Consider the following 25,898-nt stretch of genomic DNA (forward strand, 5'->3'; position numbering starts at 1 on the left):
CCGGGGGCCGCATTTCGTTCCTGTTGACAGCGGCACCGGTGAGGCAGCACGGTGCTCGCCGTAGCTTTCTCCATCGGCGGTCTGGACCACCCAGGCCTCCCCACCCGGCCGGCTCCCCCGCCGGCAGAGAGCGAAGGCAACCGATGAGTGACCTGGTCGGCCGGTACTTCGACGCCGCGATCGCCCACCTCCAGCGGGTCCGCGCCGAGGAGGCCGACACCATCGACGCGGCCGGCGCGCTGCTGGCCGAGGCGGTGACCGAAGGACGCCGAATCTTCACCTTCGGCTCCGGCCACTCCTCGCTGGCCGCCCAGGACGTGGTCTACCGGGCCGGGGGGCTCGTCCCGGTCAACCTGCTGGACGTCCCCGGGATGGCCGGGGTGACGGTGATGCCGGCCCCGCTCGCCAGCGCGCTGGAGCGCGTCTCCGGCCTGGCCACCACCACCCTGGACCTCACCCCGGCCACCGCGGGGGACCTCCTCTTCGTCATCTCGCTCTCCGGCCGCCAGGTCATGCCGGTCGAGCTGGCCCAGTACGCCCGGAACCGCGGGCTGAAGGTGATCGGGGTGACCTCGCTGGCGTACCCGGAGGAGGTGCCCTCGGCGCACCCCTCCGGCACGTACCTGAAGGACCACTGCGACGTCGTCCTGGACAGCAAGATCGCGGTCGGCGACGGCGAGCTGACCCACCCGGCCGCCGAGACCTCCTTCGGCCCGGTCTCCACCATCGTGACCAGCGCGCTGATGCAGGCCGTGGTCGCCACGGCGGTCGGCCGGCTGGCGGACGCGGCGGCGGCCGGCGCCGGAGCCGCCCCGCCGCTGTTCCGCTCCGGCAACGTGCCCGGCGGCACCGAGTGGAACGCCAAGCAGATGGCCGACAACGCGGACCGGATCTTCTACACGTACTGAGGGGCGGGTGCCCGGGTACCGGACAACCTGCGGCGGCATCCCGGCCAATGCGGCCGGAGCCGGCCCGGGCCAGGCGTACCGGCACCGCGGGCGGGGCAGGACAGCGGAGCGACCGGAGCGACGGGTGGGGGCCGAGGATGGCGTCGGGTGGGGGTCCGATGGGAAGAGTGCGCGAGCAGGAGCTGATGCCCGCGCTGTTCTGGTCCGCCGACTCTGCCTCCCTGCAGGGCCAGCGGCGGTCGGTGCTGCTCTCCGCGTGGGAGCTGGTGCTGCTGGTCGCCGCCGCCGCGTTCGGCTCGGCCGACGGCACGCCCTGGGCCTGGCCGGCCGCCGTGGCCTACCTCGGTGCGATCGCCCTCGCCGTGGTGATCAGCCGGCAGAACCCGCAGGGCCTCTGGTACGAGGGCCGGGCGGCCGCCGAGTCGGTGAAGACGCTGGCCTGGAAGTTCAGCGTCCGGGCCGATGCGTACCAGCCGCCGCCGCGGAGCCTGCCGGACGCCGAGGGGCTGTACAGCTTCCAGCTCGGCCGGGTGCTGAACGCCTTCCGGGGCAGCCGGGCGATCGGCGCCGCCGGGACGGAGGACGGCGGGGCGCGGATCACCGACGCGATGCGCGGCCTGCGCGACCAGCCGCTGGCGGTGCGCCGCGAGGTGTACCTGCGGGAACGGATCCAGGTGCAGCACGACTGGTACCGCTCGAAGGCGCGGTACTGCGCCCGGGCCGGCTTCTGGACCGGCGTCCTGGGCGTGGTGCTGCCGCTGCTCGGCCTGGTGCTGGCGGTGCTGCGGGCGATGGGCGAGTTCGGCTACGACGCGCTCGGCACCGTGTCGGCGGTGGCCGCCTCGGTCGCCGCCTGGGCGCAGCTGCGCCAGTACCGGCCGCTGGCCGCCGCGTACGGGCTGGCCGCCGACGAGCTGGAGCTGATCCGCAGCCAGCTGGCCCAGCTGGACGTGACGTCGTCCGACGCCGAGGAGATCTGGGCCCGGCTGGCCCGGGACGCCGAGGACGCGGTCTCCCGGGAGCACACCACCTGGCAGGCCCGCCGTGAGGTCCGTGGCACCACCGACCGGGACCACTGAGCGGACCGGGACCACCGAACAGCAGTACCCCGTACCGAGGAGGCCGCGCGTGTCATTACGGATGGTCAAGGCGCCGGACGGCCGTGCCATCGCCGTCGAGACCCTGGGCGACCCACGCGGCCGGCCGGTGTTCCTGCTGCACGGCATGCCCGGCAGCCGGATCGGCCCGCACCCGCGCAACACCGTGCTGTACCGCCTGGGCATCCGGCTGATCTCCTTCGACCGGCCCGGCTACGGCGACTCCACCCGGCTGCCCGGCCGCCGGGTCAGTGCGGCCGCGGCCGACGTGCGGACCATCGCGGACGAGCTGGGGCTGAGCGGCTTCGCGGTGCTCGGCCGCTCCGGCGGCGGCCCGCACGCGCTGGCCTGTGCGGCGCTGCTGCCCGACCGGGTCGGCCGGGTCGCCGTGCTGGTGGGCCTGGCGCCCCGGAACGCGGCCGGGCTGGACTGGTACGGCGGGATGACCCCGTCCAACGTCCGCGCGTACCGGGAGGCCGAGCGCGGGCACGACCGGATCGCCGACGCGATGCGGTTCCGCTCCGAACAGATCAAGGCCGACCCGGTCCGGCTGCTCAAGGGCCTGCGGCCGGAGCTGCCGGCCACCGACCGCGAGGTGGTCGCCGACACCGGGCTGCGGCGGATGCTGCAGAGCAACTACCGCGAGGCGTTCCGGCACGGCGCCGACGGCTGGATCGACGACGTGCTCGCGTTCACCGCCGACTGGGGCTTCAAGGTGCAGGACATCACGGTGCCCACCTGGCTCTGGCACGGCGCCGACGACCAGTTCTCGCCGGTCGACCACTCGCGCTGGCTGGCCGACCACATCCCCGGCGCCGAACTCTTCCTGGAGCCCGGCGCCGCGCACTTCGGGGCGTTCCGGGTGATGACCACCGCGCTGGCCTGGGCGGCCGGCCACACCTCGGCGGGCGGTCGGGCCCTCAGGCCTTGACCGGGGTGACCGGCTCGCCGCCGGACAGCACCGCGAGGACGTTCTCCACCGCGAGCCCGCCCATCGCCTGCCGGGTCCGGACGGTGGCACTGCCCAGGTGCGGGGCCAGCACGGCGCGTTCCTGGGCGAGCAGGGCGGACGGCACGGCCGGCTCGTGCTCGAAGTTGTCCACGGCGGCGGCGAACAGCGCGCCCGACTCCAGCGCGGCGGCGAGCGCCTCCTCGTCCACCACCCCGGCGGTCATCGAGACCACGACCGCACCGGGCGGGAGCAGGGCCAGCCGGCGGGCGTCCAGCAGGTGCCGGGTGGCGGCGCTCAGCGGGCAGGTCACCACCAGCACGGTGGAGGTGGCGAGCAGTTCCTCCAGCGGGAGCCACCGCGCGCCCTCGGCCTGCTCGGGCGGGAGTTCGGAGCGGTTGTGGTAGCCGACCGGCATGTCGAAGGCGCGGGCCCGGCGGGCCACCGCCTGCCCGATCCGGCCCATGCCGAGGACGCCCAGCGGGGTGCCGGTCAGCTCCAGGCCGAGCAGGAAGTCCGGCGCCCAGGCCCACGGACGCCCGGAGCGCAGCCACCGTTCGCCCTCGCCGAGGCGCCGGGTGGCGGCCAGCAGCAGCGCCCAGGCCATGTCGGCGGTGGCGGCGGTGAGCACGCCGGGGGTGTTGGAGACCAGCACGCCGCGCTCGGCGCAGGCGGCGAGATCGACGTTGTGATGGCCGACCGCGTGGTTGGCGACGATGAGCAGGCCCGGGCCGGCCGCGTCCAGGAACGCGCCGTCCACCACGTCGTCCAGCGTGGTGACCACCGCCGACCGGCCGCGGACGGCGGCCAGGAGCTCGGCGCGCGGCATCGGTACGTCCGAGTCGTGGTGGGTCACCGCGTGGTGCGCGGTGAGCCGCTCGATCACCCCGGGCGCGAGGCGGCGGGTGACCAGGACCGGGGGCAGTGGCTGCTCGCTCATAAGTCCCGCAGCGTACCCCCGGGCCCCGGCCGGTGTGTTCCCGTCAGACCGGCTGCGGCTCCAGGTCGCGGTTGATCCGCTTCCAGCCGCGGGCCGAGACGGTGTTGGGGTGCTCCTCGCCGAACTGCCGGATCAGCTCGGCGATCGCCTTGGCCCGGTGCTCGGCCGCCTGGGTGTGCCGGCCGGCCGCGCGCAGGGTGACGGCCAGGTTGGCCTCGCAGGCCACCGCGTCCGGGTGCCGGGGCGTGTAACGCTCGCACAGCCCCGCGTACGCGAGGCGGCCGAGCTCCTCGGCCCTGCTGATCTGGCCGTCCTCGCCGTACGCGTTGGCCAGGTTGATCATCGCGTTGAGGGTGTACGGGTGCTCCGCGCCGACCGATTCGGTCAGCCCTTCGACGGTGGCCACCCCGCGGGCGATGGCGCCCCGGATGTCGCCGCTGCCCCGCAGGTAGATGCCGAGGTTGTTGGCGCAGGCCAGGGTGAACGGGTGCTCGTCGCCGAACAGCCGCCGGTGGCCGTCGTACACGGTGGTGCAGAGGTCGCGGGCGGCCTCCTTGTCGCCGGAGGCGCTGTGGTCGGCGGCCAGGTTGAGCGCACAGGCCAGCGCGTCGGGCGCGTCGGCGCCGTACCGCTCCAGGTAGCGCTCGTACGTCTCCTTGGTGATCCGGCGGGCCTCGGCGAGCTGGCCGGTGCGGCGCAGCGAGACCGCCAGCGACTTGGCGTTGCGCAGGTTCTCCGGCAGGTCGGGGTCGAGCACGTCGCCGAGGTCGTTGGTGACCTCCTGGAGCAGGTCCACCGAACCCCGGTAGTCGCCGAGTTCGCGCAGGTCGCGGGCGAGGTTGGACTTGGTGGAGAGGGTGTACGGGTGGCGCGGGCCGAGCACGGCGGTGCGCCGGTCCAGCGTCTCCTGGTCGAGCTCGCGGGCGGCCTCGCTGTCGCCGACGAGCCGGTAGTCGATCGCCAGGTTGTTGGCCATGGAGAGCGTGCGCGGGTTGTCGTCGCCGAACAACTCGCGGAACTGGTCGAGGATTTCGCGGTCGAGGTCGAGCGCGGCCTGGAACCGGCCGAGCGCCCGCCGGTCGGCGCCGAGCGAGCCGGCGGTCATCAGGGTGTACGGGTGGTGCTCGCCGAGCAGGGCCCGCTGGCGCTCCAGGGTGGCTTCGTCGAGGGACAGCGCCTCGGCGTAGTTGCCCTGCGAGCGCAGGACGTTGGCGAGCTGGAAGCGGAGCAGCAGGGTCTGCCGGTCGTCCTCGCCGAGCTTGCCGGTCCACTCGGCGTCCAGGGCGTGGCCGAGGTCCCGGGCGCGGTCCAGTTCGCCGCGCTTCCACAGGTAGCGGACGCGGTCGATGAGCAGCTGCCGGGTGTCGGCCTCGTCGCAGTTGTGCGCCTTGGACGGCGACAGGTGCGGCCAGATCTCGTCGAAGGCCGGCCAGTTGGCCGGGTCGTCGGTGTCGCCGAGGACGGGGCGGGCGCCGGTGAGGATGCGGTGCACCTCGTGGACGGCGACCTCCTGCTCGTCCTCGGTCATCTCGGCCCGGATGACCGCCTGGACCAGCCGGTGCACCTGGAAGCTGTTGGTGCCGGCGTCGACCTTGGCCAGCGCGTACCGGCCGATCGCCTGGATGACCTTGCCCAGCATGAACTTGTCGCTGAGGTCGGCGTCGTACTGGACGAGCGCGCGGATCATCTGGTCGCTGTAGAAGAGGTTCATCGAGATCGGCTCGGGCGCGAAGAACGCGCAGAGCTGGAGCAGCCGCACCGCCGCCGGGGACTGGGTGCGCAGCCGGCCGATCGAGACGTTCCAGGTCGCGCCGACGGGCGTCGGGTAGTCGGCCGGCCGGGCGCCGGCCAGGGCGCGGGCGGCCTCGGCCTGGAGCTGGGCGACGTAGGTGTCGACCGGGGTGCCGGTGGTGTCCAGCCAGGCGGCGGCGACCTCGACGGCGAGCGGCAGGTCGCCGACCGCCTCGGCGACCCGGTCGGCGTCGGGGCGGGAGAGGCCGCGGGCGCGCCGGCAGAGGTGCTCGACGCTCTCGCCACGGGTGAAGACGTCCACCTCCAGCGCCTCCGCGTGCCCGGACCAGGCCTGGTTGCGGGAGGTGACCAGGATGTGGCCGGAGCCGCCGGGGAAGAACCGGCGGATCTCGGAGGGCTCGTCGGCGTTGTCGAAGATCAGCAGCCAGCGCGAGGTGGGCACGCCGCGGCGCAGCGCCTCGCGGGCGGCCTCGGCGGCCTCGGTGACGGAGTCGCCGACCCGCAGGCCGAGCCGGCGGGCGAGGTCGGCCAGGGCCGGGGCGACCAGCTCGGTCTGCTCGGCGTCGATCCACCAGACCAGGTCGTAGTCGGACATGAAACGGTGCGCGTACTCCAGCGCGACCTGGGTCTTGCCGACGCCGCCGAGCCCGTACAGGGTCTGCGGGGTGGGCAGGACGGCGGCCATGCCGCCGCGCAGCTGGTTGCGCAGCTGCTCCAGGACGGCGGCGCGGCCGGTGAAGGACGGGTTGCGCGGCGGCACGTCCCAGACCTGCGGCTTGCTGCCGGGGAACCGCGGGCCGGTGCCGGTGGTCTCGGCGAGCGGCACGTCGCCGCGGCCCAGCGCGCGCAGCAGGGTCAGCACGGACTGCGTCTCGTCCCGGCCGACCAGGTCGACCGGGTTGCGGTTGCTGAACGGCGCGGTGAGCCGGACGTCGCCGACCCGGACGGGGACGAGCTGGCGGCGGGTGCCGGACGGGTCGGAGCTGACGACGGACTCCCAGAGCGCGCGGGCCTGCGGCGAGCGCTGGTAGGCGGGCGAGAGCACGGCGACCGTCCGGTAGGCGGCGTCGATGCCGCGCTCGGTCTCGTGGCGCGGGTCCGAGCCGGCGCTCAGGTCCCTCGGCAGCACGCGGAAGCCGGCCCTGGTCAGGATGGACTCGATCCAGTCCGCCCACATCCGGTCCTCGGGCACGTACGAGAGGTAGAGGTCGGCCGGCACGGAGGGGCGGCGCCGGGTGAAGGCGTCCACGTAGCGCAGCCGGACCTCCTCGTCGACCGCGGGCAGCGAGGTGACCCGGCCCTCGGTGATCACGCCGGTCAGCCGCTCGCAGGCGGCGAGCATCGACGTCTGGGTGCCGCCCTGGTCGCCGAAGGTGGCGAGGATCTCCTCGTAGGCGTAGAACGGCCGGTACGGGATCTCCACCGAGCCCCAGTAGTGGGCGAGGTCCTCGCCGTGCACGCCGGCCGGGAGTCCGTCGAAGCGGATCCGGGCCAGCGCCCGCCCGGCGTCGGCCTTCTCCTTCTCGCCCTCGTCGATGCGCATCGGCACCGGCAGGATGCGGATGCCGCGCTCGCGGTAGCGGTCGTGGATGTGCTGGGCGATCCGGGAGGCGCCGTCGATCGACTGGTCGCTGAGGGTGAAGCAGACCACCAGGTCGTCGGGCATCTGGACGGTGCAGATCTCGGCGATGTCGGAGAGGCCGGTCCGGGAGTCGATCAGCACGTAGTCGTAGCGCTTGCTCATGTCGGCGCGGAGCGCGTCGAAGAACTGCCCGCCGTCGAAGCGGTCGTAGAAGATGTCCCAGTCGAGGTGGGTGACGGCCTCGGAGTAGTCCCGGTTGAACTGGCCGGCGGAGAGGAAGTCCAGGCTGCCGCCGTCGGGGAACAGCGGCCAGGAGAGCGAGAGCGCGTGCGGGTGGACACGGGCGAAGTCGAGGTGCCAGCCCTCGGCGTGCTCGACCGGCCGCAGCGCCTCCTCCCGGTACTCGGCGATCAGGTCCATCATGCCGGTGGTGCCGGCCAGGACCGCCGGGTCGAGGAACGGGTGGAAGAACTTGGCCAGGCCGGGCGCCTCGAGGTCCCAGTCGACGGTGAGCACCCGGAAGCCGTTGGCCGCCAGGATCCAGGCGGTGTTGGCGAGCGCCATGGTGCGCCCGGTGCCGCCCTTGTACGAGTAGAAGGTGATGATCCGGCCCTGGCGGTCCTGCTCCGCCTCGCGCTGGGCGGCGAGTTCGGCCGCGGTCAGGCCGCCGATGCGCAGGTTCCTGGTGCGGTCCTCGCTCATGCGCCCACCTCGCTGCACTCGGAGGCCGCTTCGCGAAACGCGCAGCCCTCAATGAATCGCTCGCTCATGCGCCCACCTCGCTGCACTCGGAGGCCGCTTCGCGAAACGCGCAGCCCTCGGTGATTCGCTCGCTCCGCTCGCTCATGTGGTTCCTCCCCCGGGCGGCGTCCCGTCGTCCGGGCGGTCGCCTAAGTCGCGTGCTGGCTGGTCGTCGTCGTAGGCGAAGGGTTCGGGCCCGTCCCGGCCGCGTCCGTACCGGAAAGCGTCCCGCAGATTGGGGCGCGGCGCCGGTGGTTCCTCCGGTTCGGTCCTGGTGCGGCCCTCGAAGGCGTACTTGGCCTTCATGGCGGCCCGGGGAAGTGCGTCGTCGAACTCCTCCAGGCTGCCCAGCCCGGGCGGCCCGCCGGTGGCGCCGAGGAAGCTCGGCCGGACCGACCGGTGGGTGAACCGCAGGACACGGTCGCTGAGTTCGCCCATCTCACGGTGCTTCTCCACGCAGTCCGGATCGTCCAGGTTCCACGGTTCCAGGACGCTCACCCAGGAGCAGTCGGAGCTGTCGAAGCGCCGGACCAGCTCGCTCCACCGCTCGTCCTGGAGTACCCAGCGGTCCAGCAGCAGCAGACCGGGCGCGACCGGTTCGCCGCCGGAGATGATCGCCTCGGCCTCGCCGTCGAACTCGTGCACGGTGGCCTGGAAGCCCAACTGCCGGGCGAGCCGCACCGCGTGCTCGGCCAGCGGGCGGGCGGCGGCCGGCCGGTACGGGTGCCAGTCGGTGCGCCGGGCGCCGTAGTAGTCGGGGTTGCGGTCCTGCGGCACCTCGCCCCGGCGGTAGGCGAGGACGGAGATCCGCAGCTGCTTGGTCGGCGCGGTGACGTTGAAGGCGCTGGGCTGGGCGTTGAAGTCGAGCCGGCGCCCGACCGGGATCACCGTCTCCTCGGCCACCTCGACGATCCGCCGGGCCAGCCGGTGCACGGCCAGCTCGTAGGCGGAGCGGAAGTAGCTGAGCTTCATCAGCGCGTAGAGGCCCTCGGTGGCGTAGTCCGGGCCGAAACTGGCGTGGTTGAACTGGAGTTCGCTCGCCACCCCGGGCAGCCTGTAGCGGCTCATCGGCGCCCAGAGCACCGGCACGATGCCGCTGGTCCGCTCCGAGTCGAGATTGGCCGGGTAGACCGGCCGCTGGGTGAAGGAGTGCCACTCCTGCCCGCACGGCAGGCTGTTGAAGTACCGCGGCGAGTACAGCGGCACGAAGACCCGGCAGGTGGCCAGCTCCTCGGAGAGCCGCTCGGCCCACAACTCCCCCTGGTGCATGGACTCGTCCATGAACCCGACCGGCACGCCCGCAGGCACGGTGGTCAGTTGCAGCACCGCTTCGCAGAGGTCGCGGTACAGCTGCCGCACCCAGTGGTTGGGATCACCGGCGCCGCGCGCGCCGGCCTTCGGGGTGTGGGCGTAACTGAGGAAGAAGTACGGCCGGGCGGAGTCCTCGTCCCAGCCATGATCGTTCACACGCGCCTCCCCCTGGCCCGCCGGCAACGTCATTCCCGCGAGTCCCCGTACGCGGGGCTTCAGTGTAGGAACGACTGAGGGTCCAATGGAATAGCACAGTGGGCCACACGAGTTGACATGACCGAAACGACTGCCCCCGCACGGCCCCTACGCGCCACGGCCGGAGGCGCGGCGCGCCCGCATGATGCCCACCGCGAGATCGACCGCCTCGCGCATCGGGACCAGGTGGCAGCGGGCGCCGCCCACCCGGCCCTCGGTTATCCCGGTGGCACTCCTCAGGACCTCCTCCCCCAGCCCGGCGAAGTGCACGTCGTCCAGGTCGGGTGCCTTGAAGGCAACCCAGCCCTCCTGGACCCGGCAGTAGTACTCGCGGTGCCGTATGTCGGGCATCCGCAGATCCGCCAGGTGGAAGGAGGTGAACCGGGACATCGGGACGCCGAGCAGCAGGACCTTCGCGTCGAGGTCGTAGAGCCGGCCCAGGGCGGAACGTTCCCCCAGGTGACAGTCGAGGGGGTGGTCCGCGGTGATCTCCCGCGCCCGTGGGCCGAGGGCGGCGAAGGAGGTCTGGGGGTGGGAGCTGCGCAGTGCCCCGGCGCGGGTGCGGATCTTCTCGGACACCACCCCCATGGTCGCCGAGGAGGGGGTCGTGGCCGGGTCGAAGGGCGGCATCCGGTCCCGGTAGTCGGCGATCCCCTCGGCCGAGAGCCCGGCCGTGGCCGCGATGTACAGGCGCGAGGTCGCGGAGTTCTCGGGGGTGGCGGTGTACGCGACCAGGGTGCCCCGGTCCGGCGCGTCCACGGCCTCCATCAGTGCGTCGACCACGGTGGCGGCCCCGCCGCACACCGGGCCGAGGTTGCGCAGCGAGGCCTGGACGAACAGGACCCCGCCCGGCCGGACGCCGAGTGAGGCGAGTTCGCGGGCCAGGTCCGATGCGGTGAGTTCGGGTTCTTCGCCACGGGGGGCGACGGGACGGTGGGCAGCGGCCATGACAATTCCCTGGGGGGCAACCCCCGGCGAGGGTGTCCGGGGGACGGAACGACATGAGGGCGCGGCGCGGGCCGCGGCGGAGCCCGCCACGGGGCGGGCACCGCAGAGGTGGTGAACGGTACAACCGGGCGGGCACCGCAGAGGCGGTGAACCGTATGCCGGGGCGGGCGGGGTGGGACGGGCCCGCCCCGGAGAGCAGTGTGTCGCGGCCGTCCGCAACGCTGCGGACCGCCGGGGTGGCGTTGCCACGGGGCCGGGCCCAGGGCTTGTCCGACGAATCCCGCCGCGCACTGGCGCGACGCGAACGGTCGGACAAGCCCTAGCCGAGCTGCGGTGCGCCGGGCCGGAGTTCGGGGCGCTCGTGCAGGATACCGACGGCCAGGTCGACCGCCTCGCGCATCGGGATCAGCCGGCAGTCGGCGGCCCCGACCCGCCCGGTCACCACGCCGGCGGCGCGCCGCAGCACCTCCTCGCCCAGGGTCTGGAAGTGCAGGTCGTCCAGGAGCGGGCCGTCGAAGCGGATCCAGTGGCTGCGGCCGCCGTCCCTGACCACACAGCCGTAGTGCCGGACGGGCAGGTTCGGCATCCGCAGGTCGGCCAGGTGGAAGGCGGTGAACTTGGCCAGCTCGACGCCGATGCTCAGCACCCGGGTGCCGATCTCGTACATCCGCCCGAGCGGGGACTCCGGGCCGAGGTGGCACTCCAGCGGGTGCAGTTCGGTGATCTCCTTGGCGCGGGCCCCGACGGCCGCGAAGGAGGATTGCGGATGGGTGCTGCGGACCGCCTCGGGGTGGGTGCGGACCAGTTCGGAGAGCATGCCCATGGTCCGCGAGGAGGGCGTCTCGGCCGGGTCGAACGGGGGCATGGCCGCACGCCACCGCGCCACCTGCCCGGGTGTCCAGCCCGCCATCATGGTGGTGACGAGCCGGGAGGTGTCCGAGTTCTCCGGGGTGGCGGTGTAGGCGACCAGGGTGCCGCGCTCGGGCCCTCCGAGCGCGTCCAGCAGCGCTTCGCGGACCGTGGCGCTGCCGCCCTCCACCGGGCCGATCGCCCGCAGTGAGGCCTGCACGAGGAGCACGTCCCCCGGCCGCACACCGAGATGGGTGAGCTGACGGGTGAGCTCGGCCCGGGTCAGCTTATTTTCGGATATGTCCCGCTGGGGAGGCGCGGGACTCGGTTCGTGAGGGATGGCGGTTCCCGAGGGTGAAGGGCCCGGAGAGGGGTCTCCGGAGCCGGCTGGGGTAGGGGCGAGCGTACCTCCGAGGCGGCGCGCCGGGTGGCAGGGCGCCCGGCAACCGCCGCTCGTGTTCGGCCAGTTGCGACCGGCCTGGAGTGGCCGGCCGGTGGTCGTGGCCAGCCGGTGGTGGTCGGTGGCCGTCCCGGCCGGTCGTGGTCGGCCGATGGTGGTGGTCGGCCGGTCGTGGTGGTCGGCCCGGCCGCCTCCCGCCGACCGGCTCCCGCCGGTGCGGTCAGCCGGTGGGCACCGTCGGCCTGCGGTCCTGCCGGGCCTGCCGGGCGGCGTCCTCGGCCGCCTTCGGCAGCCGCACGTCCAGCCAGGGCCCGACCGTCTCCCGCATGCCGTCCGCGAAGCGCAGGCCGACCGGGGTCAGCGAGCCGGAGCCGGCCAGCCGTTCGACCGCCTCGGCGGTGTACCGGCGCCAGAGCGCGAACTGCGCCCGGGCGTGCTCGGCGGCGGTGCCGGGCAGGCCGTCGTAAATGGCGGTCCGGGTGCCCCAGAAGGCGGTCACCGCGAGGTGGGCGTAGGTGCCCTGGAGCAGGCCCTCGATCGGGCGCGGGTCGGGCCGCCAGGGCGCGTCGTACAGCCCGCCGTCGTCGGGGTCGTAGAGGTCCACCAGGTCCAGCACGGCGCCCAGTTTGACGTGCTGGAACTCGTGCGCGAGCAGCAGCGCGAGGATCGGCGCGGTGGCCGGGCGGGCGATCCCGACCGCGCCGAAGGCCTGCCGGGCGGCGGCGCTGACGTCCCGCCCGGCCGGGCCGGGGCACAGCGGGGTGACGGTGGTCAGGCCGGTGCGCAGGCCCTGGGCGTAGGCCGGCATGTCGCGGTCGAGCAGTTCCACGGCCTCGCGCAACGCCCCGGTCCAGGCGTGCAGTTCGGCCTCGTCGAGGCGGTCGCCGACCGGCCACTGGTAGCTGTCGCGCTGCGGGTCGGTGTCCTCCAGGGCGAGCGTCCAGCCGCCGGCCAGCCAGACCTGCCGGACCGGCTCCCAGCGCGGGTCGCCGTGGCCCGCGCCGATGGTGAGCACCTCGCCGTCGGCGGTGCGGACGGTGAAGCCGCCGCCGGTGCCGGTGACCACCGCCTCGCCGCCCGGGAGGGCGAGCCGGCCCAGCGTCGGCAGGTGCAGGGCGCCGGCCCGGACCGGGACGGCCACGGCGTCGCCCCGCCCCGCCCGGACGGCCGCGGCGCCGGCCAGCTCGGCCAGCCGGCCGAGCCCCGCGCCGGGGTCCCCGCCGAGCCGCCGGGCCGCCCAGGCCCGGGCGTACGGGTGCCCGAGCACCGTGTCCAGCGCGGCCGGTGCGGCGGAGTCGAGGTCGGCGAGCAGCTCCCAGGCGGCCGAGGAGCGCAGCCCGGAGGTGCCCCAGACGGCTGCCAGCATCGCGCGGGTGAGCGCGAGTTGGGAGCGGACGAGGGCCCGGACGGTGTCCGCGCCGCCGTGGCCGCGGGCCAGCTCGTCGAGCCGGCGGTCGGTGAGGCCCGCGGGCACGGCCGGCTCACCGGCCTGCGCGGGAACTGCCTGGACGGCCGCCGGCCGCGCGGCCGCGCCGGGCCCGGGGGCCGGCTCGCCGCGGTCGGCGATGCCGTTGATGAGTGTCATGAGATCCCCGCAGTAGACGGAGGGGTGGTCGAAACCACCATCGGCCCGGTAGCGGTGGGCGTACAGACCGCCACCGCAGGAGCGGACGACGGGGCAGGCCCGGCAGGTGGCGCTGAGGTCGGCCAGCCCGGACTGCCGGGCGACCATGCCGGGGTGCCGGGCGACCTCGTCCAGGCTGTGCGTGAAGACGTCGAGACCGGTGGCGGGCGCGCCGTCGTACGCGGTCTTCAGGCTGTCGGCCTGCTCGAAGGTGCCGTCGGTCTCCAGCACGACCAGCGCGGCGGGTTCCAGGCCGAGCGACTCGGTGAGGCTGGAGAGCCCGTGCAGGGTGCGGTGGACCGAGTCGAAGGTGCGGACGGCGAACGGCCGGCCGGCCGCCTCCCAGCGGTCGTAGACGGCCAGCAGCCACGCGGCGTAGGGGTTCTCCCCCCGGCCGGCGGGGCGCTTCGGCGGCTGGTCCCAGGTGGCGTGCGGGAGCAGGAAGTCGACGGCCGGGGGGTCGAGTTCGGCCAGCGCGTCGTAGACGGCGACCGGGTCGTTGTCGACGTCGACGGTGCAGAGCAGGCCGGCGTAGAGGTGGCGGTACCCGGGCCGCCGGAGCAGGGCCACCGCCCTCAGCACCTGCGGGTGGCTGCTGCGGCCGTCGGCGAAGCGCCGGTGCCGGTCGTTGGCCGCGCGGTCGCCGTCCAGCGAGATGCCGACCTTGATGTCCTGCCGGTCGAAGAGCTCGCAGAAGGCGGGGCTCAGCAGCACGCCGTTGGTGTGGATCCGCAGGTCGAGCGCGCAGCCGGGCGGGAGTGCGGACCTGAACTCCTCGGCGGCGCGGCGCAGTCGGTCCGGGCCGGCCAGCAGGGGTTCTCCCCCGTGCAGGACGACCCGGACGACGGTGAGGCCGTGGGCGGCCGCGTGCTCGCCGATCCGTTCGGCGGCCTTGGCCAGGACCTCGTCGCCGATGACCTTGGGCCGGGCGCGCCAACTGGTGTCGGCGTGCTCGTAGACGTAGCAGTGGTCACAGGCGAGATCGCACCGGCTGTGGACCTTCACAACGAACTGCGTGAACGGAAGCAGGGATCGCGTCATGGTCAGTCGGTTTCAGCCGGAGCCGATGGTCGATCGGCTGGTCAGATGGAGGAGTTGAAGGCCGCGACCGGCACCAGACCGGTATCGGAGCCGGGCAGGGCACGTCGGAGTCGCGCGGCCAGCTCGTCCGACCCGAGTGCGGCGAGACCGGTCAGAGTGAGCCGGTCCACATCGCCCTGAGGCTCCGTCAGTTCGCTGGTGGGCCTGGTGTCCAGTGCGGGTGTCATGTTCGATTCTCTTCCGCGATGGGGGTTAGAGAGAGCAGATACCGGGTATAAGGCCCGGCTCCAATCATCAATGTAGTGGCAGCGGGACAGCAGCGCCGTACTGTTCCGTGCACGTCTGTGCCCACTACCCCCGCCGGGCTGCGACGTCACGCGGAAAGTTCACCCACTCGGCGGTCGCATCGGGGCGTCGCACGCCACACGAGTGGCCGTGCCGGGATCACACCGGGGGCTGCTCGATGTCGCGGTCCAGCCGCACCCCCTCCCGGATCGCCACCGTGACCGGGTGGCCCTCGCCCAGCGCCTCCCGGGCCCGGGCGAGGGCGTCGGCCGCCGTCCGGGCCGCCCGGTCGTGGTCACCGGTCGCGGCGAGGGTGAGCGCGAGGTTGGACGCGGCCGCCAGGGCGTCCGGGTGGTCCGCGCCGAGCCGCCCGGCCAGCAGCGCGAGGGCCTCCTCCTCCAGCGGGAGCGCCGCCGCCGGACCGCCGTCTAGGGCAAGCCCGTTGGCGTGGTTGAGCAGGGCGATCCCGACGTACGGATGGTGGTCGCCGAGGGCCGCGCGCAGGCCGGACAGGGCCTCGCGGGAGAGCTGCCGGGCCTCGGCGGTGCGGCCGCCGCGGCGCAGCAGCACGGCGAGGTTCCCGGCCGTGGTCAGCGTGGTGGGGTGCTCCGCGCCGAGGTGGGTCCGGCAGTGCCGGTAGGCGTCCTCGCCCGGCGGGACGGCCCGCCCGGTGTCACCCAGCGCGGCCAGCGAGCCGGCCAGGTTGGCGGCGGCGGCCGCGGTGCCCGGATGGTCGGCGCCGTGCCGGTCGAGCAGCCGCCGGTGGACGTCCTCGTCGTTGGCGAGCGCCTCCTCGTACCGGCCGAGCCGGCGCAGTGCGGCGCCGAGGTAGCCGCGGGCCCGCAGCAGGCCGTGGTGGTCCTCGCCGTACAGCCCCGCGTAGCCGCGCACGGTTGCCTCCAGGAGGTCCAGTGCCTCCTGGGGCCGGCCGGCATCGCCCAGGTCGCGGGCGAGGTTGGCGGCCGAGAAGAGCGTGTAGGGGCTGTCGGCGCCGAGCGTCGCGCGCTGGCGCCGCAGGACCTCCCGGTGCCCGTGGACCGCCTCCGCGAAGTCCCCGCAGAGGAACTGGGACACGGCGAGGTTGTTGCCGCTCATCAGGGTGCGCGGGTGATCCGGCCCGAGCACCCGCACCGCGGTGGCGAGGGTCTCCCGGTCGAGCGCCCGGGCCTCCTCGTAGCGGCCGAGGTGGCGCAGGTCGCCGCCGAGGCTGTTGGCGACGGCGATGGTGTTCGGGTGGTCCGGCCCGAGGGCGGCGGTGAGCCGGGCCAGCACGTCCCGGTCGGTCTCGTACGCCTCCCCCGCGAGGCCCTGGAGCCGCTGGACGTTGCCGAGTTCGACGCGCAGCAGCAGGGTCGGGACGTCGTTCCCGCCGTCGTGCCCGGGCCCGGCCGGGCCCGCCTCGTGCCAGCGGGCGAGGACCCGCTCGGCGAGGTCGCGCGCGGCGCCGTGCAGGCTGCGCTGCCACAGGTAGCGGACCGAGCCGACGATCCACCGCCGGACGGCCGGGTCGGCGGACCCGGCGGCACCGGACGGCCAGAGGTGGGGCAGCAGTTCGGCGTAGCGCGGCCAGTTCGCCGGGACGTCCGGGTCGCCCGGGTCGGCGAGGGTGAGCGCGCGGTGCACGACGGCCCGCACCCGGGCCCGGTCGGCCTCGGCGACCTGGTCGCGCAGCAGCGCCTGGGTGATCCGGTGCACGCTCAGCGTCCCGCCGGCCTGGTCGTAGCGGGCCAGGTTGAACTGGTTGACGGTGCGCAGGATCTCGCCCGTCGCGAGCCGGGCGTCCGGGGTGTCCGGGGGCAGCCCGACGGCCTCGATCACGGGCGCGCTGTAGAGCAGCCGGATCGGGATGGCGTCCGGCCCGAGGAAGCCGCAGACCTCCAGCAGCCGGGCGGCGGGGGCGTTGATCCGGCGCAGGTCGGCGCCGGCGATCCGCCAGGTGGCCGCGGTGACGGTCGAGTACTCCGCGTCCGCCTGCACCGGCAGGTCGAGGATGTCGGTGAGTGTCTCGTCCAGCAGTTCGGCGTAGGTGGCGGCCGGCATCGGGGTCTCGTGCAGCCAGGCCGCCGCCTGGCCGACGGCGAGCGGCAGGTCGCCGAGGAGTTCGGCGATCCGGTCGGCGTCGGCGGCCCCGACACCGGTGTTGAAGCGGCGGACCAGCTCGACGCTCTCCGCCCGGTCGAACACCTCGACCTCGGTGCATCCGCGGTGCCGGGCCCAGCGCCGGTCGCGCGAGGTGACCAGGACGTGCCCGCCGGCGGAGCCGGCCGGCAGCCACGGGGCGAGCTGCTCCGGATCCTCCGCGTTGTCGAAGACCAGGAGCCAGTGCCGGTACGGGCGGCCCCGGCCGAGCGCGTCCAGCACGGCCCGGGCCGTCAGGGCCACGTCGTCGCCGCTCTCCAGGCCGAGTGCGGGGGCGAGTTCGGCGAGCCGCTGCGGGATGCCGGCCGGCTCCTCGGCCGGCACCCACCAGACCACCTCGTACGCGGGCGCGAAGCGGTGGGCGTACTCGACCACGGTCTGCGACTTGCCGACCCCGCCCATGCCGTACAGGACCTGCACCGGCTCGGCCGCCGGGCCGAGGGTGAAGCCGTCGCGCAGGGTCTCCAGCAGCCGGCCGCGGCCGGTGAAGGCGGGCAGCCGCGGCGGCGGGTTCGCCACGTCGGGCCGGCCCGACGGGAAGCGGGCGGGGGCGGGCGGGGCCTCCTCGTCGGCCTCCAGCCAGCGGCCGGCGCCGGGCGGCGGGCCGAGCAGTTCGAAGAGCTGGGTCTCGGCCGGCTCGGCGGAGCCGCGGGCCAGCTCGGGCACCCGGTGGCCGGCGAACGGCCCGGACAGCCACTCGCCGGGCGCCGCCAGGGCCAGCGCCAGCAGGCCGGCCGATCCGCCGTCCTGCTCGGCGGAGGTGAGGCGGCGCCAGATCTCCCGGCCGCGGGGCAGCGCCGCGTACTCGGGCGAGAGCAGCACCAGCACCCGGCCGTCGCCGTCCAGCGGCCCGGCGGCTTCGGGCAGGGCGCTGTCACCAGGTGGTCCGGCGTCCAGCGCCGCCGCGGCGCCGTGCAGTGAGGCGAGGTAGCCGAAGCCGGCCAGGGCGGCGGCGGCCCACTCGGCCCACATCCGGTCCCCGGGCGCGTAGCTGACGTACACCTGGCGGGAACGGCTGCGGCCGGTGCGCAGGTACGCCGCGTACAGCCGGCGGCGGGCCCGGTCGGGGACCGGCCGCAGCGTGCGGACCCGGCCGTCGGTGAGCCAGGCCGCCAGCCGTTCGAACGCGCCGAGCAGGCTGCGGCCCTGCTGCGGCCGGTCGACGACGGTGGCCGGCACCTCCTCGTACGCGTAGAACGGCTTGTACGGGACTTCGACGTCCCGCCAGTAGTCGGCCCGGCGTTCGGCGCTCAGCCAGCGGTCCAGGTACGGGGCGAAGGCGTCGTGGGCGAGGTCGCGCCCGGCGGCCAGGCCGGCCCGCTCGGCGTCCTCGACCCGCATCGGGACGGGCAGCACCCGGATGTCGCGCTCGTCGGCGTCCACGATGGCGTGGGCCGCGTCCACGCCGCCGCGGATGCTCTGGGCGCCGAGGGTGAAGCAGTCCACCACGGTGTCGGGCATGAGCACGGTGCAGATGCCGGAGGTGTCGCTGACCCCGGTGCGGCTGTCGATCAGCACGTAGTCGTACGCGGCGGTCCACTGCTCGCGCAGCGCGTACAGGAACTCGGCGCCCCGGATGTCGCCGCGGGTGTAGAAGCTGCGCCAGTTGAAGCTGGTCACGGCGGCGGAGTAGGCGGCGTTCTGCCGGCCGGCCGGCATCAGGTCGAGCCGCCCGCCGGCGGGCAGGTCGAGTGCGAGGCCGCAGAGGTAGCGGTCGAGCCGGCCGGGCGCGGCCAGCCACTGCCGGGGGGCCGCCGCGGCGGCGTCGCCGGGGCCGGGCAGGGCCTGTTCGACGTAGGCCCGCAGCAGGTCGATCAGGCCGTCGGTGGCGTGGAGTTCGGGGTCGATCAGCAGCGGGTGGTAGTACCGGTGCAGGCCGGGCGCCTCCAGGTCCCAGTCGACCACCAGGACGCGCAGGCCCTGGCTGGCGAGGATCCAGCCGACGTTGGCCAGCGCCATGGTGCGGCCGGTGCCGCCCTTGTAGGAGTAGAACGTGACGACCGATCCGGTCCCGGGCGTCGACAGGACGGCGGACTCGGCGTCCGCCAGGGCCACCTGGTCGGCGGTCATCGTACGGAGTCTCCTTCGCGGGGCCCCCGGGGAGCGGGGGGCAGGACTGCATCAGGGGACACGGCCGGCGGCCAGGCCGGGATGGTCAGTCCGGGCATGGCCGCGGCTCCGGGGCCGAGGCCGAACGTGGCCCTGGCCAGAACCGGATCGGCCTCGTCCGCCTCGTCTAACAGTTTGTTCTGGGCGACCGTAACGGTACGTAGCAGTTCACTTTCGAAGCGTTCCCGCTGGACGCGGACCCTAAAGAGCGGCTCCGGCCCCGACCTGTGCAGCCAGTTGCGCGGGAACACGTCCCGCACTCCCCCCCAGAGCCGGGTGCGCGCCGGTCCCTCGGGCGGGTCGTCGGTACCGGCCGGCACCAGGACGCCGGTGACGGGGTGGTTCCGGTCGTCGAAATCGCGCAGCGCCTGCCGGTAGTGCTCGGCGCCGGCCGCCCACGGGTCCACCAGCAGGACGCTGACCTCGTTGTTCTCGCGGGCGCGGTCCAGGTCGGCGGACAGACCGGGGCCGACCTCGTCCAGCGTGGTGCTGTGCCCGGCCCGGGTGATCGCCTGCTGGGCCTGCACGACCAGCGAGGGCAGCCGCGGCGGGTGGTAGGGCGCCCAGTCCCTGGGCCGGTCCCCGTACCACCCACCCCGGTACCGGCCTTCGTCCTGCGCCGGCGCCGGGGCTCCCTCGTCCCCCGCCGGCACCGGGGCGGCCGCCGGCCGGTCCTCGGCGGTGGCGGCGGGGCGGGCCGCCACGCTGCCGGCGGCGACGAAGATCCGGACCATGCCGCTGCGCCCCGGCGGCGGTGCGGCGTCCGGCACCGGGAAGCAGCCGTCCACCCGGCCCAGGTCGAGGTGGGGCAGCTCGGTCAACGGCAGGCAGGCCGCCTCCCGCACCCGCTCGGCGATGGCCCGGACCACGCGGCGGTAGTCGGGCCCGTGCGGGTCGGCCCGCAGCAGGTCGCGCAGCCCACCGGTGACGTACGCCGCGCCCAGGTCGTGCTGGCTGTACTGGATCCGCAGCACCTCGGCCGGCAGGTCGGCCGGAGGCGGCTCCCAGACCACCGGGATCAGGGCCGGCACCGCCTCGCCGGTCAGCTCCTGGTGCCGGCGCATCCGGCCGTCGAAGGCCGTCCACTCCTTGCCGCAGTACGGGCTCGCGAAGTAGGCCGGGGAGTAGAGCGCCACCAGGGTGCGGCTGACCGCGAGCATCCGGGAGAGCTGCCGCTCCCAGTCGTCGCCGACGCGCAGCCGTTCGGTGTCCCGGTAGGCGAGTTCGCCCGGGCCCGCCGCGGGCTCGATCCGGGCCAGCTCGTCCCGGAGGTCGCTGAAGAACTGGTCGACGAAGGCACCGCCGGCCTGGTGGTCCCGCCGCGCGTAGCTGAAGAAGAAGTACGGCCGCACTTGCAGCACCCCCCGGGCCGGTCGGCGAACTCGGCCTACGCTACCGGGGAGTTGGGTCGAGGGAGCCGGGACTGGGGAAGATCCCGGCTCGGCTTTCACTCGGTTCCGTCACGGGGCGGTCACGCCGCAGGGTGGCGCCCCCGGGGGGCGGTGCGCGGACCGGCCGGTCAGACCGCGGACTGGAAACGGGCCACCGGCAGGGCGCCGGGCCGGTCCTCGTCCACGCCTGCCCGGCGCACCAGTTCACCGACGTAGGCGGTTGCCTGTTCGGCGAGTCGGCCGAGCGTCGGGCGCTCGGCGCCGTCGCCCGGATCGAGTGCCGCGGTGGGGGTGGCGGTGTCACTCATCGATTGCCTCACCCTCTCGGGAGGAGTGGTGGCTCCGGCCCGCGGCCGGGGCCTTTGCTCCACGCTACCGTCGCTGATGACGCGGAGTCAGATCGCGCCGGAGGGCGGCCGGTTCACGCGGGAGCGCACGGCGGGGCGCACGGCCCCGCCCGACCCGGCCGCACCCCTGGGCACCGCACTCACGGGCACCGCACCCCTGGAGGCCGAACTCACCGACGCCGAACTCACGGTCGCCGCCGCTCACCGACGCCGCCGCTCACGGGCAGAGGCGCTCCACCCGCCAGCCGGCCGGGGCGGACGGGTCGGCCAGGTAACGCAGCCGGTCGTGCAGCCGGTTCTCCCGGCCCTGCCAGAACTCCACGCTCTCCGGGATCACCCGGTACCCGCCCCAGAACGGCGGCACCGGCACCCCCTCGCCCTCCGGGTAGCGCCGCTCCAGCTCCGCGTACCGCTGCTCCAGCACGTCCCGGCCGCCGACCGGGCTGGACTGCTCGCTGGCCCAGGCGCCGAGCTGCGAGCCGTGCGGGCGGGTGCGGAAGTAGGCGGCGGTCTCGTCCCGGCCGACCTTCTCCACCCGGCCCTGGACGATCACCTGGCGGGCCAGCGCGATCCACGGGAAGAGCAGCGCCGCATGGGGGTTGGCCGCCAGCTCGGTGCCCTTGCGCGAGCCGTAGTTGGTGAAGAAGACGAAGCCGCGCGCGTCGAAGCCCTTCAGCAGGACGGTCCGCGAGCTCGGCCGCCCCTGGGCGTCGGCGGTGGAGAGCACCATCGCGTTGGGCTCCGCCAGCCCGGCGTCGTCCGCCTCGTGGAACCAGCGGGTGAACTGCGCGACCGGTTCGGCCGCGAGCTGCTCCTCGACCAGGCCCTCCTGCGTGTAGTGCTTGCGCATCACGGTGAGGTCCGGCCCGGGCCGGGCCTCGTCGGCCAGGATCCGGGTGGCGGGGCTCAGGGGCGTCGGCTGGGCGCGTTCCGGGGTCTGCACGTCAACATCATCCCGTACGACAAGCAACCGGCACCGCTACCTCCGGACAAACCCCGGTGGGAGATAAGGTGACTCGCCACCGCTTGACCGCCCGGACTACGGTGAATTGTCCGGAACCTGGGGTTTGGTTCCGGAGATTTCCCTGGCACGACCGGCCTCCGGGCGAAAAGTCAAGCGGGCCCACGGGCAACATCACCACGGTGGTGTATGGCGCAATGCACTCTGTGCCTGTGAGTATGGCACCGAGTGCCAACCACCATTCGGTCACTGGCGTACCGCCCCACCACGGCGGACCGCCGATCGCAGAACTGAAGGAGCCGTCGCATGTCCGACTTCGTACCCGGGCTTGAGGGAGTCGTCGCGTTCGAGAGCGAGATCGCCGAACCCGACCGTGAAGGCGGCGCCCTGCGGTACCGAGGCGTCGACATCGACGACCTGGTCGGCCACGTCTCCTTCGGCCACGTCTGGGGCCTGCTGGTGGACGGCAAGTTCAACCCGGGCCTCCCGGCCGCCGAGCCGTTCCCGATCCCGGTCCACTCCGGTGACATCCGCGTCGACGTGCAGTCCGCCCTCGCCATGCTCGCCCCGGTCTGGGGCCTCAAGCCGCTGCTGGACATCTCCGCCGAGCAGGCCCGCGACGACCTCGCCCGCGCCGCCGTGATGGCGCTCTCCTACGTGGCCCAGTCCGCCCGCGGCCAGGGCCTGCCGATGGTCCCGCAGAGCGAGATCGACAAGGCCGAGACCGTCGTCGAGCGCTTCATGATCCGCTGGCGGGGCGAGCCGGACCCGAAGCACGTCAAGGCCATCGACGCCTACTGGACGTCCGCCGCCGAGCACGGCATGAACGCCTCCACCTTCACCGCCCGCGTCATCGCCTCCACCGGCGCCGACGTCGCGGCCGCGCTCTCCGGCGCCGTCGGCGCGATGTCCGGCCCGCTGCACGGCGGCGCGCCGTCCCGCGTGCTCGGCATGATCGAGGAGATCGAGCGCACCGGCGACGCCACCGCCTGGGTGAAGAACGCCCTCGACAAGGGCGAGCGCCTGATGGGCTTCGGCCACCGCGTCTACCGCGCCGAGGACCCGCGCGCCCGCGTGCTTCGCCGCACCGCCAAGGAGCTCGGCGCGCCGCGCTTCGAGGTCGCCGAGGCGCTGGAGAAGGCCGCGCTGGAGGAGCTGCACAACCGCCGCCCCGACCGCGTGCTGGCCACCAACGTCGAGTTCTGGGCCGCCATCATGCTGGACTTCGCCGAGGTCCCCGCGCACATGTTCACCTCGATGTTCACCTGCGCCCGGACCGCCGGCTGGTCGGCGCACATCCTGGAGCAGAAGCGCACGGGCCGGCTCGTGCGCCCCGCCGCGCGCTACATCGGCCCCGGCCCGCGCAGCCCGCGCGACATCGAGGGCTACGCGGCCATCGCGCGCTGACGAAACCCCTGCTGAACAGCGGGTCAGGCCTCGTGCCGGGCCCGCTGTTTCCGCAGCTCCGGGCCGCGAAGATCACATCTCAGCGGGCGGACCGACCGCACACCGCGGCGGGCCCGGCCGGTAGGCTGCGCGCGTGGCTCAGATCCAGATCCCCGCTGACATCAAGCCCGCAGACGGCCGTTTCGGCTGCGGCCCGTCCAAGGTGCGCCCCGAGGCCCTGAGTGCCCTCGCCGCGACCGAGACCTCCCTGCTCGGCACCTCCCACCGCCAGGCCCCGGTGAAGAACCTGGTCAAGCGCGTGCGCGAGGGCGTGAGCAGCCTCTTCTCCCTCCCCGAGGGGTACGAGGTGGTGCTCGGCAACGGCGGCTCCACCGCCTTCTGGGACATCGCGGCCTTCGGCCTGGTGCGGGAGAAGTCCCAGCACCTCGACTTCGGCGAGTTCTCGTCCAAGTTCGCCTCCTCGGTGAAGGCCGCCCCGTGGCTGGCCGAGCCGACCGTGATCAAGACCGCCCCGGGCACCCACCCGCTGCCGGTCGCCGAGGCCGGCGTGGACGTCTACGGACTCACCCACAACGAGACCTCCACCGGCGTCGCGATGCCGATCAGGCGCCCGGCCGGCGCCGACCAGGGCTCGCTCGTCCTGGTGGACGCCACCTCGGGCGCCGGCGGCCTGCCGGTCGACATCACCGAGACGGACGTCTACTACTTCGCCCCGCAGAAGTCGTTCGCCTCCGAGGGCGGGCTCTGGCTGGCGTCCTTCTCCCCGGCCGCCCTGGAGCGCGCCGCCGAGATCGCCGGCTCCGGCCGCTACATCCCGCCGTTCTTCGACCTGCCGACGGCCATCGACAACTCGTCGAAGGACCAGACGTACAACACCCCGTCGATCGCCACCCTGTTCCTCCTCGCCGACCAGCTGGAGTGGCTGAACGGCAACGGCGGGCTCGACTGGGCCGTCGCCCGTACGGCTGATTCCTCGTCCCGCCTGTACGGCTGGGCCGAGAAGTCCGCGTTCGCCAACCCGTTCGTGGCGAACCCGGCCGAGCGCTCGCAGGTGGTCGGCACGATCGACTTCGACGACTCCGTGGACGCCGCCGCCGTCGCCAAGGCACTGCGTGCCAACGGCATCGTCGACACCGAGCCGTACCGCAAGCTCGGCCGCAACCAGCTGCGCGTCGCGATGTTCCCGGCGATCGACCCGGCGGACATCGAGGCGCTCACCGCCTGCATCGACTACGTGGTCGAGCAGCTCTGACCGGCTGACGCACGCGGAAAGGGCCACCGCCCACGGGCGGTGGCCCTTTCCGCTGTCCGGAGCTACCTGCTGACCAGCGAGCTGATCACCACGACGGCCAGCAGCAGCACCAGGGCGCCGGTCACGATACGCATACGAGTCTTGGGATCCACGGTCAACGAGCGTACCCGGACCCCGGCCGGGTCAGGACGCCGAGGTTGGACCCGCCGCTGGCATCGAGGTTCTGCCCGGTGACCCAGCGGGAGTCGTCGGAGGCCAGGAAGGCCACGATGTCCGCCACGTCGGCCGCCTCGCCGACCCGGTCGAAGGCCGAGTAGGCGGCCACCCGGGCGCGCGCCACCGGATCCTCCAGCCAGGGGTTGATGTCGGTGGCGACGACGCCCGGCAGCACCGCGTTGACGGTGATCCCGCGCGGGCCGAGCTCCTCGGCCAGGGTCAGCGTCAGGGTGTTCAGCGCACCCTTCGTCATCGCGTACGAAACCGCCGTCGGGAACGCCACCCGGGTGACGCCGGAGGACACGTTGACGATCCGGCCGCCGTCCCGCAGCCGGCCCAGGCCCTGCTGGACGACGAAGAACGGCGCCCTGGCGTTCACCGCGAAGACCCGGTCGAAGTCGGCCTCGGTCACCTCGTGGATCCCCTTGAACACGCCGATCCCGGCGTTGTTCACCACGATGTCCAGGCCCTCGCCGCCGCCGGCCGCCGCGAGGCCCGCGTCGAATGCCGCCCAGAGCGCCTGCGCGTCGCCGGGGACACCCAGCTCGGCGCCGACCGCGAAGGCCCGCCCGCCGGCCTGCTCGATCACCTTGACGACCTCCTCAGCCGCAGCCGCGTTGGTGGCGTAGTGGACGCCGACCAGCGCGCCGTCCCGCCCCAGCCGCTCGGCGATGCCCCGCCCGATCCCCCGGCTGCCGCCCGTCACCAGTGCCGTCTTCCCCGCAAGCGTGCTCATGGCCACGCCCCCTCATTTATGTAGCGGTCGCTAGTGAAAGGAACCGTAGCACGTGTTCTGTAGTGCTCGATATAGAATCTCCGCATGGCGACGACCCCGGCGACCACGCCCACGACGAGCACCCCCCGGCGCGGGCGCCCGCGCTCCTTCGACCGCGAGGCCGCCCTGGAGCAGGCACTGCGGCTCTTCTGGGAGCACGGCTACGAGGCGACCTCGGTCGCCGACCTCACCGCCGCCATGGGCATCCGCCCGCCGAGCCTCTACGCGGCCTTCGGCGACAAGCGGGCGCTCTTCGAGGAGGTCGTCACCCGCTACCGCAGGACCCACGGCGCGTACGCGCCCCGCGCGCTGGCCGAGGAGCCCACCGCCCGGGCCGGCGTCGCCCGGATGCTGCACGAGGCCGCGGCCCAGGGCACCGACCCGGACCACCCCTGGGGGTGCCTGGTGATCAGCTCGACGGTGAACTGCACCTCGCCCGAGGTCACCGGCGCCGTACGGGAGCTGCGCAACGCCAACGTCCGGGCGCTGGAGTCCCTGATCCGCGCCGACATCGCGGCCGGCCACGAGCCCGCCGACGCCGACCCGGCGGCATTGGCCGCGTTCACCGCCACCGTGCTGCAGGGCATGTCCCAGCGCGCCCGTGACGGCGCGAGCCGGGCCGAGCTGGAACTGGTCGCCGCCACCGCGATGCGGATCTGGCCCTGACGACCGGACGCCC

General features: G+C 74.1%; 18 protein-coding genes. 6 read left to right on the top strand and 12 right to left on the bottom strand.

Annotation, left to right across the window (positions count from 1 at the left end; genetic code table 11):
- Positions 1–143 precede the first annotated feature (143 nt).
- The 3 genes from ACZ5WK_RS25110 to ACZ5WK_RS25120 all read left to right on the top strand — a co-directional run bounded on the left by ACZ5WK_RS25110 (position 144) and on the right by ACZ5WK_RS25120 (position 2,936).
- Positions 144–908 carry a sugar isomerase domain-containing protein gene (locus ACZ5WK_RS25110; RefSeq protein WP_465550263.1) on the top strand — a complete coding sequence of 255 codons (765 nt, stop codon included), beginning with the start codon at positions 144–146 and terminating at the stop codon, positions 906–908.
- A 167-nt stretch (positions 909–1,075) separates the two neighbouring features.
- Positions 1,076–1,987 carry a DUF4231 domain-containing protein gene (locus ACZ5WK_RS25115; protein ID WP_465550265.1) on the top strand — a complete coding sequence of 304 codons (912 nt, stop codon included), beginning with the start codon at positions 1,076–1,078 and terminating at the stop codon, positions 1,985–1,987.
- Positions 1,988–2,048: 61 nt separating this feature from the next.
- Positions 2,049–2,936 (top strand): alpha/beta fold hydrolase, encoded by an 888-nt coding sequence (locus ACZ5WK_RS25120; protein WP_396324460.1) that lies wholly within the window; start codon positions 2,049–2,051, stop codon positions 2,934–2,936.
- Here ACZ5WK_RS25120 and ACZ5WK_RS25125 read toward each other — a convergent pair.
- The 11 genes from ACZ5WK_RS25125 to pdxH all read right to left on the bottom strand — a co-directional run bounded on the left by ACZ5WK_RS25125 (position 2,926) and on the right by pdxH (position 21,458).
- Positions 2,926–3,894, bottom strand: coding sequence for a 2-hydroxyacid dehydrogenase (locus tag ACZ5WK_RS25125; protein ID WP_465550267.1), 969 nt, complete (start codon positions 3,892–3,894; stop codon positions 2,926–2,928). The genes ACZ5WK_RS25120 and ACZ5WK_RS25125 overlap by 11 nt on opposite strands.
- A 43-nt stretch (positions 3,895–3,937) precedes the next feature.
- On the bottom strand, positions 3,938–7,930 hold the full coding sequence (gene fxsT / locus ACZ5WK_RS25130) for an FxSxx-COOH system tetratricopeptide repeat protein (RefSeq protein ID WP_465550269.1): 3,993 nt from the start codon (positions 7,928–7,930) through the stop codon (positions 3,938–3,940).
- Positions 7,931–8,071: 141 nt separating this feature from the next.
- Entirely contained in the window at positions 8,072–9,436 is a 1,365-nt protein-coding gene (locus ACZ5WK_RS25135; RefSeq protein ID WP_465550271.1) for a TIR-like protein FxsC, read from the bottom strand.
- 147 nt (positions 9,437–9,583) lie between these two features.
- Entirely contained in the window at positions 9,584–10,423 is an 840-nt protein-coding gene (locus ACZ5WK_RS25140) for an AAC(3) family N-acetyltransferase (RefSeq protein ID WP_465550273.1), read from the bottom strand.
- A gap of 319 nt (positions 10,424–10,742) precedes the next feature.
- A complete protein-coding gene (locus ACZ5WK_RS25145; RefSeq protein ID WP_465550275.1) occupies positions 10,743–11,501 on the bottom strand; it encodes an AAC(3) family N-acetyltransferase in 759 nt (252 codons plus the stop codon).
- 391 nt (positions 11,502–11,892) lie between these two features.
- Positions 11,893–14,337 carry an FxsB family cyclophane-forming radical SAM/SPASM peptide maturase gene (locus ACZ5WK_RS25150; RefSeq protein ID WP_465550277.1) on the bottom strand — a complete coding sequence of 815 codons (2,445 nt, stop codon included), beginning with the start codon at positions 14,335–14,337 and terminating at the stop codon, positions 11,893–11,895.
- Between the two features lie 41 nt (positions 14,338–14,378).
- The gene (locus tag ACZ5WK_RS25155; RefSeq protein ID WP_465550279.1) at positions 14,379–14,564 is read right to left on the bottom strand and encodes a hypothetical protein; all 186 of its coding nucleotides are present in this window, start codon (positions 14,562–14,564) and stop codon (positions 14,379–14,381) included.
- A 217-nt stretch (positions 14,565–14,781) separates the two neighbouring features.
- Positions 14,782–18,831: an FxSxx-COOH system tetratricopeptide repeat protein gene (fxsT, locus tag ACZ5WK_RS25160; RefSeq protein WP_465550281.1), complete on the bottom strand. Its 4,050-nt coding sequence runs from the start codon at positions 18,829–18,831 to the stop codon at positions 14,782–14,784.
- Positions 18,828–20,222 carry a TIR-like protein FxsC gene (locus ACZ5WK_RS25165; protein WP_465550283.1) on the bottom strand — a complete coding sequence of 465 codons (1,395 nt, stop codon included), beginning with the start codon at positions 20,220–20,222 and terminating at the stop codon, positions 18,828–18,830. Before ACZ5WK_RS25165 ends, fxsT (ACZ5WK_RS25160) begins: the two co-directional genes overlap by 4 nt.
- Before the next feature lie 167 nt (positions 20,223–20,389).
- A complete protein-coding gene (locus ACZ5WK_RS25170; RefSeq protein WP_465550285.1) occupies positions 20,390–20,569 on the bottom strand; it encodes a hypothetical protein in 180 nt (59 codons plus the stop codon).
- Between the two features lie 256 nt (positions 20,570–20,825).
- On the bottom strand, positions 20,826–21,458 hold the full coding sequence (pdxH, locus tag ACZ5WK_RS25175; protein WP_396324459.1) for a pyridoxamine 5'-phosphate oxidase: 633 nt from the start codon (positions 21,456–21,458) through the stop codon (positions 20,826–20,828).
- A 417-nt stretch (positions 21,459–21,875) separates the two neighbouring features.
- On the opposite strand from pdxH, the gene ACZ5WK_RS25180 reads away from it, so the two are divergent.
- Together ACZ5WK_RS25180 and serC are read left to right on the top strand one after the other, a co-directional pair.
- Positions 21,876–22,976, top strand: a complete 1,101-nt coding sequence (locus ACZ5WK_RS25180; RefSeq protein WP_396324422.1) for a citrate synthase 2 — start codon at positions 21,876–21,878, stop codon at positions 22,974–22,976.
- A 133-nt stretch (positions 22,977–23,109) separates the two neighbouring features.
- Positions 23,110–24,228 carry a phosphoserine transaminase gene (gene serC, locus ACZ5WK_RS25185; RefSeq protein ID WP_396324421.1) on the top strand — a complete coding sequence of 373 codons (1,119 nt, stop codon included), beginning with the start codon at positions 23,110–23,112 and terminating at the stop codon, positions 24,226–24,228.
- A gap of 154 nt (positions 24,229–24,382) precedes the next feature.
- Here serC and ACZ5WK_RS25190 read toward each other — a convergent pair whose 3' ends face one another.
- Positions 24,383–25,180, bottom strand: a complete 798-nt coding sequence (locus ACZ5WK_RS25190; protein WP_465550287.1) for an SDR family oxidoreductase — start codon at positions 25,178–25,180, stop codon at positions 24,383–24,385.
- A gap of 84 nt (positions 25,181–25,264) precedes the next feature.
- Between ACZ5WK_RS25190 and ACZ5WK_RS25195 the strand changes: the two genes are divergently transcribed.
- Positions 25,265–25,885 carry a TetR/AcrR family transcriptional regulator gene (locus ACZ5WK_RS25195; RefSeq protein WP_465550289.1) on the top strand — a complete coding sequence of 207 codons (621 nt, stop codon included), beginning with the start codon at positions 25,265–25,267 and terminating at the stop codon, positions 25,883–25,885.
- The last annotated feature ends 13 nt before the right edge of the window (positions 25,886–25,898 follow it).

Source organism: Kitasatospora sp. NPDC032757, from assembly GCF_055579305.1.